This window comes from Paenibacillus sp. 05T425 (assembly GCF_056396205.1).
This window is the reverse complement of the sequence record NZ_JBFTLA010000007.1, coordinates 109,543-125,364: the sequence shown is the minus strand read 5'-3', so window position 1 is coordinate 125,364 and position 15,822 is coordinate 109,543. Positions and strand designations below refer to the sequence as shown.

Below are 15,822 nucleotides of genomic sequence, written 5' to 3'. Positions count from 1 at the left end.
GATGAGCGAAGACATCATTGTAAGTTTCCTGGCTTCGGCCATTCGGCTCTCCGTACCGCTTCTGCTCGCAGCACTCGGCATTCTGTTCATGTCGCGGAGCGGCATATTGAACATCGGAATGGAAGGGATGGTGCTGATCGGCGCGCTGACAGGCGTCATAGGCGCTTATTATACCGGCAGTGCCGGACTGGGCGTGCTCACAGCTATCGTCGTCAGCGGTTTAGTCGGCCTCGTGTTCGGATTTCTCGTCGTCACGACGGGGGCGGATCAGGTCGTTATCGGAACGGCGCTCAACCTGCTCGGTCTCGGCATTACGACCGTCTTCGGGAGAAGCCTGCTCGGTGTGGGGCAGGAAGCGGTGCAGGTACAGGGCATTGCCGTGGTGAAGATTCCGCTCTTAGGCGACATTCCATATATAGGCGAAGCATTGTTCCATCAGAATGTGCTTGCCTATGTGTCTTACTTGCTCGTACCGATTGTCGCATTTATTTTCTACAAAACGAATTGGGGGCTGCAAGTACGCGCCGTCGGCGAAAATCCGCTGGCAGCGGACACGCTGGGCGTTCGCGTTCACCGTACAAGATATATTTGCTGCATCATCGGCGGCATGCTTGCAGGTGTTGCAGGCTGCTCCCTATCGCTCGGCATATTGAATCAGTTCACGGAAAATATGGTTGCGGGACGAGGGTTCATCGCCCTATCGGCCGTTATCTTCGGCAAGTGGACCCCGGCCGGCACAATGGCTGCCTCTCTGCTGTTCGGAGGAGCGGATGCTCTGCAGCTTCGTTTCCAAACGTTCGGCATCAAAATTCCATATCAATTCATGCTGATGTTCCCTTACTTATTAACGATGGTCGCGCTAGCGTGGTTCTCGGGCAAGAGCAAACAACCAGCGGCAACCGGAGCGCCATACAAGAGTCTGGCTAACCGCAATGGGTAAGACAGTAGAAGCTTGAGGAGGATGATGCAATGGAGATAAAAGCGGAAATCATTTTGGAAACCCGCGAACTGGTGAAGCGCTTCGGCAGCTTCGTCGCCAACGATCGTTTGAATCTATCGATTAGGAAGGGCGAGATACATGCGCTTCTTGKGGAAAACGGAGCAGGCAAGAGCACGCTGATGAACATGCTGTCGGGAATGCTGGCGCCAGACGAGGGCGAGATCTTATTCCAAGCGCAGCCGGTCAAGTTCGCTTCTCCTAGGCAGGCTGTAAACGTGGGGATCGGCATGGTGCATCAGCATTTCATGCTCATTCCCGCTCTGACAGTGGCAGAGAACGTTGTGCTCGGCATGAAGCAGGATCGCAGTCCGCTCTTTCGATTCAAGAAGGCATGCTCCGAGATATGGGAGCTGTCGGATCGGTTCGGGCTCGACATTGACCCTAAGCAACGCGTAAGCGAGCTGTCGGTCGGCCAGCAACAGCGGGTGGAGATCGTCAAAACGCTGTTCCGCGGAGCGGAGTTCATCATTCTAGACGAGCCGACCGCGGTACTGACGCCGCCCGAAGTGCAGGATCTGTTCCGTGTGCTGCGGACGCTGAAGTCAGAAGGCAAGACGGTCATCTTCATCAGCCATAAGCTGCAGGAAGTGCAGGAAATATGCGATCGCGTCTCTGTTCTAAGGCTCGGCAAGCTTGTCGGTACCCATGAGCTGGGCGGTACGACAGCGGCGGAGTTGGCACGGATGATGGTAGGCCGCGATGTTCATGCTCAGATGCGCAAGGCGAGGATTGGGAAGCAGGCGGAGACTCGATTGGAGATGAGAGGGGTAAGCGCGGGCGAAAGCGGCTCCGAGCTGCTCMGAAACATTAGCTTATCAATTCGACAGGGTGAAATACTCGGCATCGCCGGCGTTGACGGCAACGGGCAGAGAGAGCTCAGCGAAGTGCTGCTTGGGCTGAGAAACAAGCAAAGCGGCGTGATTGTGCTGGAAGGCGAGGAGCTTCATCGCCAGCATCCCCGCAGCATGACCGAGCGCGGCGTAGCCTATATTCCGGAGGATCGCCATAAGGAAGGACTTATGCTGCAGATGAGCATCGAGGAGAATCTTATCTCCAAGGAATATCGCAAGCTGCGCTTCAGCAAGACCGGCATCATCAACCGCCGAAAGATGCGCCAGAACGCGGAGGAGCAAATACGCAGCTTCTCGATTAAGACCACGGGCGCGGCCATTCCGATCGGGCAACTGTCTGGCGGCAATCAGCAGAAGGTGATTCTAGCCCGCGAGCTGATGCTGAATCCGAAGGTGCTCGTCGCGATGCAGCCGACGCGAGGCATGGATGTCGGCGCAGCGGAATACGTGCATAAGCGAATTCTCGAGGCAAGGGAGAAGGGCTGCTCGATTCTGCTCATATCGACTGAATTAGAGGAAATCATGGCACTGTCCGACCGCATAGCGGTGCTTTACAAGGGAGAGCTGCTGGACACGATGGATCGGGAAACGGCGGATTTGGATCGTATCGGCATGCTAATGGCCGGCATCCGGCCGAAGTCTTCTTTTGCCATATAGAAGTGTTGCATACAGACAAAAAAACATTATTTGGAGGGGTTAGGATGAGAACGAAAATGTTTAGTAAGACGCTGGCGGTATTAGGTATAAGCTTAGTATTGATTTTTGCGGCGGCATGCGGCGGCGGAAATACGGAGACCGGCAATACGGGCGACGACGGCGGCACGAGCGGCAAGGCGCTCAAGGTAGCTCTGCTAACCCCTGGTCCGATTAATGATAACGGATGGAATGCAACGGCCTATGCCGGTCTTATGAAAATCAAAGAGGAGCTTGGCGCGGAAACGGCATACTCCGAGAAGGTTGGCAACTCCGACGCGGCAGAATTTATTCGCGGTTACGCCGAGGATGGCTACGACGTTATTATCGGCCACGGCTTCGAGTACGGCGATGTGATGAAGGAGATCGCGCCGGATTTTGAGAAGACATGGTTTTTGGTCAACAGCTCTACGATTACGCAAGAGCCGAATCTGACTTCGCTTAGCTTGAATAATAGCGAGCAAGGTTATTTGATGGGATCGATTGCGGCGCTGTTGTCCAAAACGGGCACTGTAGCAGCAATCGGCGGCTCGGAAATTCCTCCTATTACGAAGTCGGTGGCAGGCTTCGAGAAAGGCGCGAAAGAAACGGTGGCTAACATTAATGTGCTTACAACGATGCTGGGCAGCGACAACGATGTCGCCAAAGCGAAGGAAACGGCGATTACGTTCATCGAGAAAGGCGCGGACGTCGTTATGACCAATGCGAATCAAGCGGGACTCGGCGGTATCGAAGCAGCGGAGCAGAAGGGCGTTCTCGCCATCGGCTCGAATCAGGATCAGAACAGCAACGGTCCGGATACGGTCGCAACGAGCGTGATTCAGGATTACCCGGAAGCGATGAAGGTTGTCGTCGAGCGGATTAAGAACAAGGAGATGAAGGCCGAATCGCAACTGCTTGGCGTGAAGGACGGCGCGATCTACTTGGCTCCTTACCATGGCTTCGAAGACAAGATCTCGCAAGAAATCAAAGACAAAATCAATGCAATCGTCGAATCGCTTAAATCCGGCTCGAAAGTCATTACGAATGAATAGAAGCTGGAATGGAGAAACATGCAACGGATTAGCGCAGTCATAATTCCAGGGGAGAGTGGTTGATATGTTGACTGAGGTACTGAGGGACACCGTCCTCGAAAACGAATGGCATCCCGTTTATATAGCTAAGGATTTAAAGGAACAGCCCGTTTCCGTTACGGTTATGGGCGAGCGCGTAGCCGTATTCCGCGCAGCGAGCGGCAGCGTGCATGCTCTACGAGATCTGTGCGTTCACCGCGGAGCGATGTTGTCCAAGGGCAGAGTGGAGGGGGAGACGCTCGTATGCCCTTACCACGGCTGGAAATATGACGGGAGCGGCGCATGCGTCTGTATCCCGGCGCAAGCGAAGACGGATCGAATTCCTGTCAGAGCGAAGGCGACCAAATACCATTGCATGGAGAAGTACGGACTTGTCTGGGTATGCATCGGTGAACCGACAAGTGAACTCCCTTTCCTCGATGAATTCGAAAATAACGAATTTCGCCCGCTCGCTTGCGGCCCTTATACCGTTCATGCTGCAGGCACGCGCGTCATTGAGAATTTCACCGACTTCGCCCATCTTATGTTCGTACACGGCGGATTGCTTGGCCATCCCGACTATGCAGAGCTGCCGGACTTCAAGGTGTTCAAGGAGAAGGATCGCGTATACACGAGCGATGTGCCGATCTTCCAGCCCGTGGCGCATTCAGGCTCGGATGCCGAAGAAGGTACGACGTATGTTTACGTGAAGGAAGTATTTCGTCCTTTAGCGGCAAGGCTGTCCAAGCGCGATGCCTCAACGGGGCAGACGTTATGGATTCTGCTAACCGTACTCCCTGTAGCAGAGAAGGAATGCACCGTCTACATGGCAGTGTCGCGCAATTACGGCTTTGATGTTCCCGACGAGCAATTTATCGCCTTCCAAGACACCGTATTCGAACAAGATGCTTGGATTATCGAGACGCAGAAGCCCGAGCTGCTGCCGCTGGATCTGCAACTGGAGCTTAATCATAAGGCGGATACGCTGTCCGTCGCTTACCGCCGCTGGCTCATCGAGCTTGGCGTAACGTTTGGCACAACTTAGTCTGATCGATTTATCGGAATATAGGGGGGAAACAGCCAATGGCTTACGAGGTGTCGCAGGAGAAGCTGCAATTTTACCGTAACGAAGGATACGTGAAGCTGGATAATGTACTGTCGCATGCGGAGATCGATGAGTTGACCTCGTATTTGGACGACGTCATGCGCAGCAAGGAAGTTGGCGGTATCGCGGACGAGCCGAAGTCGGAGCTGTCTAAAATATTGAATATGCGGATGAATACGTGGAAGGAATCCGCCGGCATGGCGAAGTTCACTCTTAGTCCTTACCTTGCGGCCATTGCGTTGCAGCTGTCGGAAGGCTCTGGCGTCAGGCTGTTCCACGATCAGGCGTTCTGGAAGATGCCCGGAGATTCGAAGGCGACGCCGTGGCATCAAGACTCGACCTACTTTCCGATGAAGGAATCCGATGTGATGACCATGTGGATTCCGCTCGATGACGTGGACGAGAACAACGGCTGTCTGGCATTCGTTCCTGGCTCGCATAAGGCAGGCAAGCTTGAGAACGTCGACTTCGTCAATCCTGTCGATCTGTTCGAGCTTGCCGGGGATTCCAAGGCTGCTGCCAGCGAGCCGGTTGCAGTGCCTTTGAAGAGAGGAAGCTGCACCGTTCATCACGGGCTCACGTTCCATTACGCCTATGCGAACAAGACGGATCGGCCTCGCCGAGTGCTGACCATCGTATACATGCCCGAGCAGGCAACCTTCGACGGCATGAGCAACCATCATTTGACTAGCGGCATGGGGTTCAAGGACGGAGATATGATTGCGGGAGAGCTGTTCCCGGTATTGGCTAGTGAAGTTTAAACCATGATTGTATCGTTATAGAAAAAATCAAAAGCAAACCGTTAAGCTAATATGCTTAATTGTTTGCTTTTTCATATTAAGAGGAAATTCAAGGATATTGTCGGAAGAAATGTTGGCTGACATGGACTCAAGTGGCGGAAAGATGTCACTAGATGCACTCGATAAAACAACTCACAAAGACCCGCACCTTTATACCTATACTAGATAATTATCTGTTTTATATTTACAAATAAATAGTCCAATACTATTATGTTTATGTGCACTTTTTTCATTTTCATCCAATTTACTGATTAAGCAAAACCGATGGGGGCTAAGAGGCTTATAATGAGGAAAGATAAGAACCTATACATAATCTTCATGCTGTTGATGGCTTTTCTGGCATTTTATTGGGCGAATTCTAACGAGAGCTGGACCGTGGGTGGCACAATCGCCACTGCTTCCTGTTTCGTACTATTCGTGTTATTGGGCCTGCGCACTATACCTGTTCTGTCCGCCTATATTCTGACTGGCGATCGGACGGATGAGATACAGGTTCATCGAGCGGATGAAGGTAATAGGAAACGGGATTGGTTGAGAATAATAGGCTGGATGCTGCTAAGCCGCTGTCTCCTTCTGATTATTGGTTATGTTTTTCTGATCATACAGCATGGTTATTCGGGCGGGCTATTCAGTAAAATTATGGAGACATGGCACATATCGGGGATCGATGCCTTTGCCTATTTGGGGATTGCGGAGAATGGTTATGTGACGGAGGGAGATCCAAGGTTCCACATTGTTTTTTTTCCGTTGCTGCCTCATTTGATAAGAGTAATCGAGGTATTGACTGGAAGCTATCTCGCTGCGGGATTCGTGGTTTCTATCATCTTCTCGATTGTCGCGGCTCTGTTCGCTTATGAGCTTGCGCGTATGGATATGTCTCGCAGAAACGCTATGCGGGCAGTAAAATATATTTTTATATTCCCGGCAGCATTTTTTTTCCTCATACCTATGACAGAATCTTTATTTTTGGCACTTTCTCTCATGTGCATTTATTTTGTGCGTAACAAAAAGTGGATCATCGGATGTTTGTGTGGAGCGCTAGCCGCTTATACGCGTTCGCCGGGGATTCTCTTGGCTGTGCCGGTGGCTATTGAGCTCGTAAGGGATCTAATAGTTTACTATAAGGTTTCGGATAAGCGGGTGTTTATAGGCAAATTGGCCACAGCTGTTGCCGGTCTGCTTATTATACCTTTGGGTCTGCTGGCGTATTTATATATAAATTACGAGGTTACTGGGAACGCATTTCAGTACTCTATCTACCAGAAAGAGCATTGGTCTCAGGAACTCTATTTATTTTTCGATACGGTAAGGTATCAGATGGAATACGCTGTTCGCGCATTTACGGAGGGGAATAGTCGTTTCTTCTTAGGATTATGGCTGCCGAATCTGGTCGCTATATTTACTGCTCTGATTGTTATGTTGCTTGGTGTCAAGAAGCTGAATCCCTCGTACACGGCGTATTTTATCGTATATTTTGTTTTAGTAGTGGGACCTACCTGGTTGCTGTCCGCTCCGCGTTATTTTATCGTTGCGTTTCCGCTAGCTTTTGCAACCGCAGCCCTTACAGAAGAAAAGTCTAAGGATGCTGCGCTTACCGTATTATCGATTGTTGGAAGTCTACTGTATCTCGCATTGTTCGTAACAGGGTATCCTGTATATTAGCATTGATTTACTTGAAATTAAAATAGGGTCTGTAATAACAATGAAGCCACTCCATCAGGAGTGGCTTTGTCTCTATATGCTGATAATTCTAGTGCCGTCTTTGCTGTGCGCGCTGCAGTAAGATCTGCGGTTTGGCGGTGTCTGGTGCTAGGTCGTGAACTGCTTGCGGAACTTGCTCGGCGCCATGCCGATCTTGTCGGCGAAGCAATTGGAGAAGTAAGGCGTATTCTCGAAGCCGACGTATTGTGCGATTTGCGCTACGGGCCATTCCGTCTTAATGAGCAGCAGTTTCGCCTGCTCGAGTCTGTACTTGGTTACGTAGTCCATCGGGGTCATTCCGTATACCTGTTTCATACAGCGAGTAATGTAGTTGTAATGGAAGTTCAAGGCATCGGTCATTGTTTTGCTCGTAATTTCCGTCCGATAGTTATTCTTAATGTAGGCTTCCGTTTTCTCCGCGAGCGTGACCGAAGGGCTCGTATACATGTCATCTTGCCTGAGGTCCATTAAGCGCAGCAGTTCATCGAAGTGCTGTTGACTTGTCCAAAAAGCGCTGGATTGGCGCTCGCTGCCCGATTGGTTCAGCGCGCGGAGGAGCTGATACGTCGTCTCTGGGTTTGGCAGCCTCCATTGCTTCTGCAGGTGAAGGGAGTAAGGCGATGTATGAAATTTTGTATAATGCTCCTCTTGATTCAGGCTTGCATATTCTTCTGCCGACTGTTGCCATTCGCCAACAGGCAGGAAGTGTATCCAGTAAAAGCAGGTTGGTTCCTCGCAGGGCTTCACCGAATAATGATAACGATCGGGGAGCAGCAGGAGCGTCTCTCCAGCTGTCAGAGCCCATTTCATATCCTCTTCTCCTATATGCAAAGTGCCGGATTCGACGATAATCAGATCGAACAAGCCAAGCTGCTGGCGGCTTGGATGCTGACCGCCCGGCTCATAAATAGTCATGCCGCTTTCTAGAAAATAAGGCAGCGGCGGGGCTGCGAAGTACACATGCTCAGACGATCGGTTAGTCATTGAATCTCCCTCCCGGGCGAGTGTGATATTTTATAAAAAATAGGTTTGATCTTATTATATTTATGTTTCATTGTAGCGCATACAATAGGAATCAGCAGCACATAAATCATAACTTTCTTTCGGAGAGGTGCGAGTTACTGATGGGACAAGCGGTAAATAATAGGAGCAAGGCAAGACCGGCTTCGCTTCAAGACGTTCAAATAAAAGACGATTTCTGGAGCTACTATATCGATTTGGTGCGAGACGTCGTCGTTCCGTATCAATGGGATGCGCTGAACGATCGAATCGAAAGCGCAGATCCGAGCCATGCGATCGCCAACTTCAAGATAGCAGCCGGCGAAGCTGAAGGCAGCTACCACGGTATGGTGTTCCAGGACAGCGATGTGGCCAAATGGCTGGAAGCCGTCGGTTACTTGCTGCATACGAGAAAAGATCCGGCGCTCGAGGTGATCGCCGACGAGGTTATAGATACAATTGCGAAGGCGCAGCATGCGGATGGCTACTTGAATACGTATTATACGCTCAAGGAACCGGGCAAGAAGTGGACGAACTTGACGGAATGCCACGAATTGTATTGCGCCGGACATATGATCGAAGCGGGTGTTGCGTATTACAAAGGAACAGGCAAGCGCAAGCTGTTAGATGTCGTATGCAAGATGGCTGACGATATTGCTGTTGTTTTCGGCGATGGACCAGGTCAAATTGCCGGTTACGATGGTCACCAGGAAATTGAACTGGCGCTCGTGAAGCTGTACGAAGCGACGGGCGAAAATAAATATTTGGAACTAAGCCGATACTTTATCGATAAGCGCGGACAGAAACCGAGTTTCTTCCATGCTGAGGCGGAAGCGCGGGGGTGGACATCGCATTGGCATAATGGAAGGCTGCAGCTTGATGATGCCTACTTCCAAGCGCATGTGCCGGTTCGAGAGCAGGACGTAGCGATAGGCCACGCGGTGCGAGTCGTATATATGCTTGCGGGAATGGCTGACGTAGCTCGCGAAACGAACGATCAATCGTTGGTCGATGCTTGCCGTAAGCTTTGGGACAATATCGTCTCCAAGCAAATGTACGTAACGGGCGGCATCGGCTCGATGGCGAACGGGGAAGCCTTCTCGATCGATTATGATCTGCCGAATGACACGGCTTATTCGGAGACGTGCGCCGCAATCGGACTTATTTTCTTTGCGCACCGGATGCTGCAGATTGAACCGAACAGCCGGTATGCGGACGTATTAGAACGTGCGCTCTATAACACGGTAATCGCAGGCATGTCCCGCGACGGCAAACATTTCTTCTACGTTAATCCATTGGAAGTAACGCCGGAAGTATGCGACGGAAACAATAAAACCTACAATCACGTTAAGCCGGTACGCCAACAATGGTTTGGCTGCGCGTGCTGCCCGCCGAATATTGCGCGCTTGCTTGCTTCCCTAGGTGAGTATACGTATGCGGTCAAAGGTTCGACGATCTATTCGCATTTGTATATCGGCGGCGAAGCAACCTTGCAGGTTGAAGGAACAAGTGTACAGCTTGTTCAGAAATCAAGCATGCCATGGTCGGGCAACGTCAGCTATGAAGTGAAGCCTGCTGCGCCAACCAAGTTCGCGCTTGCGCTCCGTCTTCCGGATTGGAGTGCTTCCGCGACGATTACCGTGAACGGCAAGCCTTATGCATATGAGGATAAGATTGAAGGCGGATACGCAATCGTAGAGAAAACTTGGTCCTCTGGAGATGTCGTGGAGCTTGTGCTTGAGATGCCGGTTATGCGTGTAAGAAGCAATCCGCTTGTGAAGTATAACGCCGGCAAGGTTGCGCTGCAGCACGGACCGCTCGTCTACTGCGTCGAGGAGGCGGATAATGGCGCGGGTCTTGGCTCGCTCATGCTGCCGGTCGACTCGGAGCTGCGCGTGTCGTTCGACAAAGGGCTTGCGGGAGGACTGCAAGTGATCTCGGCCCAAGCGCTCAAGCTGGAGTATAAGCAATGGGGAACGCAGTTGTACCGTACGGATTCATCGGCTTACTTGGCGCCTGCCGAAGCGAAGTTCATCCCCTATTACGCTTGGGCGAACCGCGGCAAAGGCGAGATGGCGGTTTGGGTGAAGGAACGCGTGTAAAGTACTTTATATTAAGGTTCTAAGGTGCTGGTTGAACGCGAGACCGAATATATAGGATGAGGGTAGGGTCGTATAAGCCTAAGTTGGCTTGTACGGCTCTTTTTCTAGTTAGTTTGAACTGGATCTAACGGACAGCAGAAGCTCTTATTCGTTCGTTTACCCTCTGATCGCCCTCGTTCCGGACACAGCTGACGCTATACCTGTCAAACGAGGCTAGAACGCTCTAGTTATGAGGGAATAGGGTCTCCTCGGTCCGTTAATTCGCGGGAGGCACATTATTCGGCGTATTAGCGTCGCTGGTGTCCGTAACTGAGATTGCGGAACGAGAGGCAATATTTCGATAAGGTACTTTTTATGTTCGTAATTGTGTGTTATTATAGAAAACGAACAATAACACACCTATTAGGAGGCTTTTATACAATGGAAGTGCGCCATACTACGAACCCAACCGATGTGAAGCTATATGATACGGAACGTCTTCGCCAGGAGTTTTTGATCGAAAGCTTGTTCGAGCAGGATCAAATCAAAATGACTTATACACACTATGACCGTATGGTCGTTGGCGGCGCAGTGCCGGTTACGAAAGCGCTGGAACTGGAAGCGGCTGCTACGCTTAAGACGGAATACTTCCTTGAGCGCCGCGAGATTGGCTTCCTGAACATTGGCGGACCGGCATCGATTTCCGTTGACGGCGAATCGTATGAGCTTAGCAAGCTTGAGGTGCTGTATGTCGGCAAAGGCAAACGCCAAGTGTTGCTTGCAAGCGTTGATGCTGCCAATCCGGCTAAGCTGTATTTCTGCTCCGCCCTTGCGCACAAAGAAATCGAGACGCGCAAAATGACGGTAGAGGAAGCGAACCCTTCGCACCTTGGCTCGCAAGAAACTTCCAATGAACGCGTCCTTTATAAATATATTCATGCAGACGGTATCCAAAGCTGCCAACTGATGCTTGGCGTTACGAGCTTGAAGACGGGCAGCGTGTGGAATACGATGCCTTCGCACGTACATGACCGCCGCATGGAAGCTTACTTGTACTTTGACATGAACGACGACGCGCGCGTGTTCCATATGATGGGCGAACCTTCGCAGACGAGACATCTTGTCGTGGCGAACGAGCAAGCGATTATTTCGCCGCCATGGTCGATTCATTCCGGCGTGGGCACAAGCAACTACACATTCTGTTGGTCGATGGCCGGCGAGAACTACACGTTCACGGATATGGACGCGGTACCTGCAAGCCAGTTAAAATAGTCGTACTGAAAGATTTGGGAGGTACGCGTCATGCTAGCAGCGGAAAGGCATCGCAAAATTATAGAAAAATTAGAGCGTAACGGCGCGGTCAAAGTATCCGAGCTAAGCGAGCAATTCCAGGTAACGGAGAAGACAGTCCGCGAGGATCTGGAGAAGCTGGAAGAGAAGGGGCTGCTGAAGCGCACGCACGGCGGGGCGGTCATGGAGCAGAACGGCGAGGACAGCCTGCTTCCGATCCAATACCCGAACAGCAAACACCAGTCCGAGAAGACGGCGATCGCGGCGCTTGCGGTAACTTGCATCGAGCCGGAAGACATTATTGCTCTGGATGCCGGAAGCACGACGCTTGAGGTGGCCAGACTGCTCCCGAACATGCCTGTAACGGTACTGACGAACGATCTGCTCATTATCCGGGAACTGATCATGAAGGATCAGGTTAGACTTGTTGTTCCCGGCGGATATCGACATAACAATCTGCTTATCGGCGCGGAATCGCAGGAATGGATTAAGCGGCTTAATGTCCATAAGCTGTTTCTGTCGACGACCGGCATTCATATGGAATACGGCTTAACGATCTTCACCGAGGAACTAACGAAGCTGAAGAAGATGTATATGGAGAATGCGAAAACCGTCTATTGCCTGGCCGACCATAGCAAATTCGACCGAGGGGCGCTCATTACGTATGCGGCTTTGGAAGATGTCGATATCATCATTACCGATGATGGCATAACTCCAGAAATAGAAGCGAAGTATGAAGCATACGGCCTTCAAATGATGAAAGCATCGGCGGCAGGCGGCGGCAAACGCAATAAAGGGAAGGTGTAGAACGATGGGATTGTTTGATTTAAGCGGCAAAACGGCTGTTGTGACAGGAGCAGGCCGCGGGCTTGGAGAAGCGATCGCGCTTGGGCTGGCGCAAGCAGGCGCCGATATTGCACTCGTAACGAACCGAACGCCTGCGGACAAGGCTGCAGAAGCGGTTCGCGCACTTGGACGCAAAGCGATTACCATTCAGGTCGATGTTGCCGATCGCGGCAAGCTGCCTGGCATCATTGAACGGACCGTCGACGAGTTAGGCAAGATCGACATATTGGTCAATAACGCGGGCATTATCCGGCGTACGCCTGCAGCCGATCACAGCTACGCCGATTGGCAGGACGTGCTGGACGTCAATTTGAATTCCGTATTCGCGCTTTGCCAGCTTGCGGGCAACCGCATGATCGAGCAAGGCTCGGGCAAAATCATCAATATTGCTTCGATGCTTTCCTTCCAAGGCGGCATCAACGTCCCAGGCTACACGTCGAGCAAGCATGCGGTAGCTGGTCTTACCAAAGCTCTTGCGAGCGAATGGGCTTCGAAGGGCGTGCAAGTGAATGCCATCGCTCCAGGTTATATGAGCACGGACAATACGGAAGCGCTTCGCGAAGATCCGGTTCGCAGCGCCCAAATTCTTGGCCGCATACCGGCTGGCCGCTGGGGTACGTCCGAGGATATGATCGGTCCTGCGGTATTCCTTTCATCCGCCGCATCCGATTATATGAACGGCCATATTCTCGCTGTAGACGGCGGCTGGCTCGTTCGATAAGCAGCGTTGTGTTGCAAGCCTCCAAGCTATCATAGCTTGGGGGATTTTTTTTTGGAGCAAAGCTTTGATTGCCTAGATATGGATTGTGTTTCATAATCGAAACTAATAGAACAAAAGGGTAAAAGGAGGAAGGACGTTGCTGCGGAGAACGTTAACATGGGTAGGATGGATTATTGCCATACCGGTCGCTATTGCTGCTCTGTTCCTTATTTATGTGACATTGGTCGATTACAAGCCTGCTTCGGAGATAGAGCTTGAAGCTAGCCATAACAGCCAGCAAGCGTTGAAGCAAGGCGATTCTGTAACGGTGACAACCTTTAACATCGGATATGCAGGGCTTGATCAACGGCAAGATTTTTTCATGGACGGCGGCAAAATGTCGCGTTCGAGCAGCAAGGAGCAGACCGAAGCTAATCTTGATGCTATTGCTGATTTTTTGCAGGGCACGCAATCGGATTTCTATTTGCTGCAAGAGGTAGATACGAAATCATCTCGAAGCTACAAGATTGACGAAGCGGCTGCTCTAAGCAGCGCTCTATCCGACTACGACAGCACCTATGCGATTAATTATAAAGTGCCGTGGGTGCCTGTTCCTGTGTTTGCTCCGATGGGGACGGTCAGAAGCGGTCTGATGACGTTATCTACGTTCCAAACTACATCACATGTACGTTATGATCTGCCCGGCAAGGAAAGCTGGCCCGTTCAGCAATTGGAGCTGGATCGCGCATTAATCGCAAGCCGTTATCCAGTCGACAATGGCAAGGAGCTGGTGCTGATCAATCTGCATCTGTCCGCGTTTGACAAGGGCGGGACCATTCGCAAGCAGCAATTGGATTTCTTGGACGGTTTTATTCGCGAGGAATCAGACAAAGGCAACTATCTCATCGTTGGCGGCGACTGGAACCACTCACTCCCTTCAACCGATGCCGCTGCTTTCGAAGCGGAGCAGGATTGGCCGGAATGGCTGCAGCCGTTTCCTGAAGGTTTCGGGTTAGAAGGGCTTCAGTGGGCGAATGATCCCGCTGTCCCATCCGTTAGAACGCTCGACATTCCTTATGAGAAAGGCGTTAATTTTCTAGCTGTCATTGACGGTTTCCTAGTATCTTCGAATATTGGGATAACGAGTGTGAAGGGGCATGACCTCGGCTTTGCGAACAGCGATCATAACCCAGTGACGGCCAGCTTTGTATTGAAGTAATAAAAAATAGTGAGGAGAATCTCACTCGCAATGAACCTAAGTTCATGAGAGATGAAGTTCTCCTCACTTTCTATCAAACTATGCCCGCTCTTCGTACAGCTTCACGATCTCGATAATCGTATTCACGGCATGAAGCATGCTGTCGACCGATACATACTCGTAACGGCCATGGTAGTTCTCTCCGCCAGTAAAAATGTTCGGCGTCGGAAGCCCCATGTAGGACAGCTGAGATCCATCCGTTCCCCCGCGGATCGGCTGGATGATCGGCGTAATGCCGAGACGCTCCATCGCCTGCCTCGCAATATCGACGATTTCTTTGACAGGCTCGATTTTCTCGCCCATGTTGAAATATTGATCGCGCAGCTCGAGCTCAATACGATCGGCGCCGTACTTCGCCTTCAACGTCTCGACGATGTCGGTCAGCTCGGCTTTGCGGCCATTGAATCGCTCGCGGTCATGGTCGCGAATCAAGTAACGAAGCTGAGCCTCCTCCACATCGCCTTGAATCGAGGATAGATGGAAGAACCCCTCGTAACCTTCGGTATGCTCAGGAGCTTCTTCGGCAGGAAGCTTGCTCTGAAGCAGGGCGGCGATTTTTACCGCATTGATCATCTTGCCTTTGGCAGTGCCGGGATGAACGTTCTTGCCCTTGATCGTGATTGCTGCTGCTGCTGCATTGAAGCTCTCGAATTGCAGTTCCCCAAGCGGTCCTCCATCGAGCGTATAGGCATACGAAGCATCGAACGCCGCCACGTCGAACTTATGCGGTCCTCTGCCGATCTCCTCATCGGGTGTGAACGCGACACGTATTCTGCCATGCTTCACCTCGGGATGTTGGATGAGATAATTCATCGCCGTCATAATCTCGGCAATACCGGCTTTGTCGTCCGCGCCAAGCAGCGTCGTGCCGTCAGTCGTAATGAGTGTTTGACCCTTATAGCCTGCCAGCTCAGGGAAGTCACGCGGCGACAAGACAATTCGGAGCTCTTCGTTCAGCGTAATATCGCCTCCGTCATACGCTTCAACGACTTGCGGCTTCACATTCGCGCCAGACAGCTCGGTAGCGGTGTCGACATGGGCGAGGAAGCCGATCGTAGGGATCGGCTTATCGCTGTTGGCTGGAAGGGTTGCCATAACATAGCCATTGTCGTCAAGCGTTATCTCCTGCATGCCAATCGCCTTAAGCTCCTCTACAAGCATACGCGCCAGCGTCAGCTGTCCTGGTGTGGAAGGGCAGCTTGTATAGGTTTCGTTCGATTGCGTATCCACCTTGGCATAGGTGACGAAACGATTCATAATTTCGGATTTCATAGTTAACGGTCATCTCCAATTGTAATAGACATATTTATCATTATAATACAAACCCGCCTTCAACGAGAAACGGTCGACAACATCTCCAATTTTCACCGAAAAAAACACAAAATAAGCGATTCACTCGGCGCTGCATGCAGGATAATTGCGCCCGCTAAAGAATGACTTCTTATA

General features: G+C 51.3%; 13 protein-coding genes. 11 read left to right on the top strand and 2 right to left on the bottom strand.

Features of this window, described 5'->3' with window-relative positions:
- Window position 1: 1 nt before the first annotated feature.
- The 6 genes from AC1DF0_RS17805 to AC1DF0_RS17780 all read left to right on the top strand — a co-directional run bounded on the left by AC1DF0_RS17805 (window position 2) and on the right by AC1DF0_RS17780 (window position 7,163).
- Window positions 2-940, top strand: a complete 939-nt coding sequence (locus AC1DF0_RS17805) for an ABC transporter permease (RefSeq protein WP_477574831.1) — start codon at window positions 2-4, stop codon at window positions 938-940.
- Between the two features lie 29 nt (window positions 941-969).
- Window positions 970-2,508 carry an ABC transporter ATP-binding protein gene (locus tag AC1DF0_RS17800; protein ID WP_477574830.1) on the top strand — a complete coding sequence of 513 codons (1,539 nt, stop codon included), beginning with the start codon at window positions 970-972 and terminating at the stop codon, window positions 2,506-2,508.
- 44 nt (window positions 2,509-2,552) lie between these two features.
- Entirely contained in the window at window positions 2,553-3,578 is a 1,026-nt protein-coding gene (locus AC1DF0_RS17795) for a BMP family protein (RefSeq protein WP_477574829.1), read from the top strand.
- Window positions 3,579-3,642: 64 nt separating this feature from the next.
- Complete coding sequence (locus AC1DF0_RS17790; RefSeq protein ID WP_477574828.1) at window positions 3,643-4,641, top strand: Rieske 2Fe-2S domain-containing protein; 999 nt, start codon at window positions 3,643-3,645, stop codon at window positions 4,639-4,641.
- 38 nt (window positions 4,642-4,679) lie between these two features.
- Entirely contained in the window at window positions 4,680-5,462 is a 783-nt protein-coding gene (locus tag AC1DF0_RS17785; RefSeq protein WP_477574827.1) for a phytanoyl-CoA dioxygenase family protein, read from the top strand.
- Window positions 5,463-5,819: 357 nt separating this feature from the next.
- Complete coding sequence (locus AC1DF0_RS17780; RefSeq protein ID WP_477574826.1) at window positions 5,820-7,163, top strand: hypothetical protein; 1,344 nt, start codon at window positions 5,820-5,822, stop codon at window positions 7,161-7,163.
- Between the two features lie 147 nt (window positions 7,164-7,310).
- Here the strand turns inward: AC1DF0_RS17780 and AC1DF0_RS17775 are convergent, their stop codons facing one another.
- Window positions 7,311-8,186, bottom strand: coding sequence for a helix-turn-helix domain-containing protein (locus AC1DF0_RS17775; RefSeq protein ID WP_442047955.1), 876 nt, complete (start codon window positions 8,184-8,186; stop codon window positions 7,311-7,313).
- A 140-nt stretch (window positions 8,187-8,326) separates the two neighbouring features.
- On the opposite strand from AC1DF0_RS17775, the gene AC1DF0_RS17770 reads away from it, so the two are divergent.
- From AC1DF0_RS17770 to AC1DF0_RS17750, 5 genes are all read left to right on the top strand, one after another.
- Entirely contained in the window at window positions 8,327-10,303 is a 1,977-nt protein-coding gene (locus AC1DF0_RS17770) for a glycoside hydrolase family 127 protein (protein WP_477574825.1), read from the top strand.
- Between the two features lie 420 nt (window positions 10,304-10,723).
- Window positions 10,724-11,554, top strand: coding sequence for a 5-dehydro-4-deoxy-D-glucuronate isomerase (gene kduI, locus AC1DF0_RS17765; RefSeq protein ID WP_477574824.1), 831 nt, complete (start codon window positions 10,724-10,726; stop codon window positions 11,552-11,554).
- Between the two features lie 30 nt (window positions 11,555-11,584).
- Entirely contained in the window at window positions 11,585-12,379 is a 795-nt protein-coding gene (locus AC1DF0_RS17760; protein WP_442047952.1) for a DeoR/GlpR family DNA-binding transcription regulator, read from the top strand.
- A 4-nt stretch (window positions 12,380-12,383) separates the two neighbouring features.
- Complete coding sequence (gene kduD, locus AC1DF0_RS17755; protein WP_477574823.1) at window positions 12,384-13,139, top strand: 2-dehydro-3-deoxy-D-gluconate 5-dehydrogenase KduD; 756 nt, start codon at window positions 12,384-12,386, stop codon at window positions 13,137-13,139.
- A gap of 136 nt (window positions 13,140-13,275) precedes the next feature.
- Window positions 13,276-14,337, top strand: a complete 1,062-nt coding sequence (locus tag AC1DF0_RS17750; protein WP_477574822.1) for an endonuclease/exonuclease/phosphatase family protein — start codon at window positions 13,276-13,278, stop codon at window positions 14,335-14,337.
- Window positions 14,338-14,415: 78 nt separating this feature from the next.
- Here the strand turns inward: AC1DF0_RS17750 and pepT are convergent, their stop codons facing one another.
- Window positions 14,416-15,648, bottom strand: coding sequence for a peptidase T (gene pepT, locus AC1DF0_RS17745; protein WP_477574821.1), 1,233 nt, complete (start codon window positions 15,646-15,648; stop codon window positions 14,416-14,418).
- Window positions 15,649-15,822: the final 174 nt, after the last annotated feature.

Coding starts and splice junctions, on each gene's coding strand:
- AC1DF0_RS17805 (WP_477574831.1), top strand. CDS start 2: ATGAGCGAAGACATCATTGTAAGTTTCCTGGCTTCGGCCATTCGGCTC.
- AC1DF0_RS17795 (WP_477574829.1), top strand. CDS start 2,553: ATGAGAACGAAAATGTTTAGTAAGACGCTGGCGGTATTAGGTATAAGC.
- AC1DF0_RS17790 (WP_477574828.1), top strand. CDS start 3,643: ATGTTGACTGAGGTACTGAGGGACACCGTCCTCGAAAACGAATGGCAT.
- AC1DF0_RS17785 (WP_477574827.1), top strand. CDS start 4,680: ATGGCTTACGAGGTGTCGCAGGAGAAGCTGCAATTTTACCGTAACGAA.
- AC1DF0_RS17780 (WP_477574826.1), top strand. CDS start 5,820: ATGCTGTTGATGGCTTTTCTGGCATTTTATTGGGCGAATTCTAACGAG.
- AC1DF0_RS17775 (WP_442047955.1), bottom strand. CDS start 8,186: ATGACTAACCGATCGTCTGAGCATGTGTACTTCGCAGCCCCGCCGCTG.
- AC1DF0_RS17770 (WP_477574825.1), top strand. CDS start 8,327: ATGGGACAAGCGGTAAATAATAGGAGCAAGGCAAGACCGGCTTCGCTT.
- kduI (WP_477574824.1), top strand. CDS start 10,724: ATGGAAGTGCGCCATACTACGAACCCAACCGATGTGAAGCTATATGAT.
- AC1DF0_RS17760 (WP_442047952.1), top strand. CDS start 11,585: ATGCTAGCAGCGGAAAGGCATCGCAAAATTATAGAAAAATTAGAGCGT.
- kduD (WP_477574823.1), top strand. CDS start 12,384: ATGGGATTGTTTGATTTAAGCGGCAAAACGGCTGTTGTGACAGGAGCA.
- pepT (WP_477574821.1), bottom strand. CDS start 15,648: ATGAAATCCGAAATTATGAATCGTTTCGTCACCTATGCCAAGGTGGAT.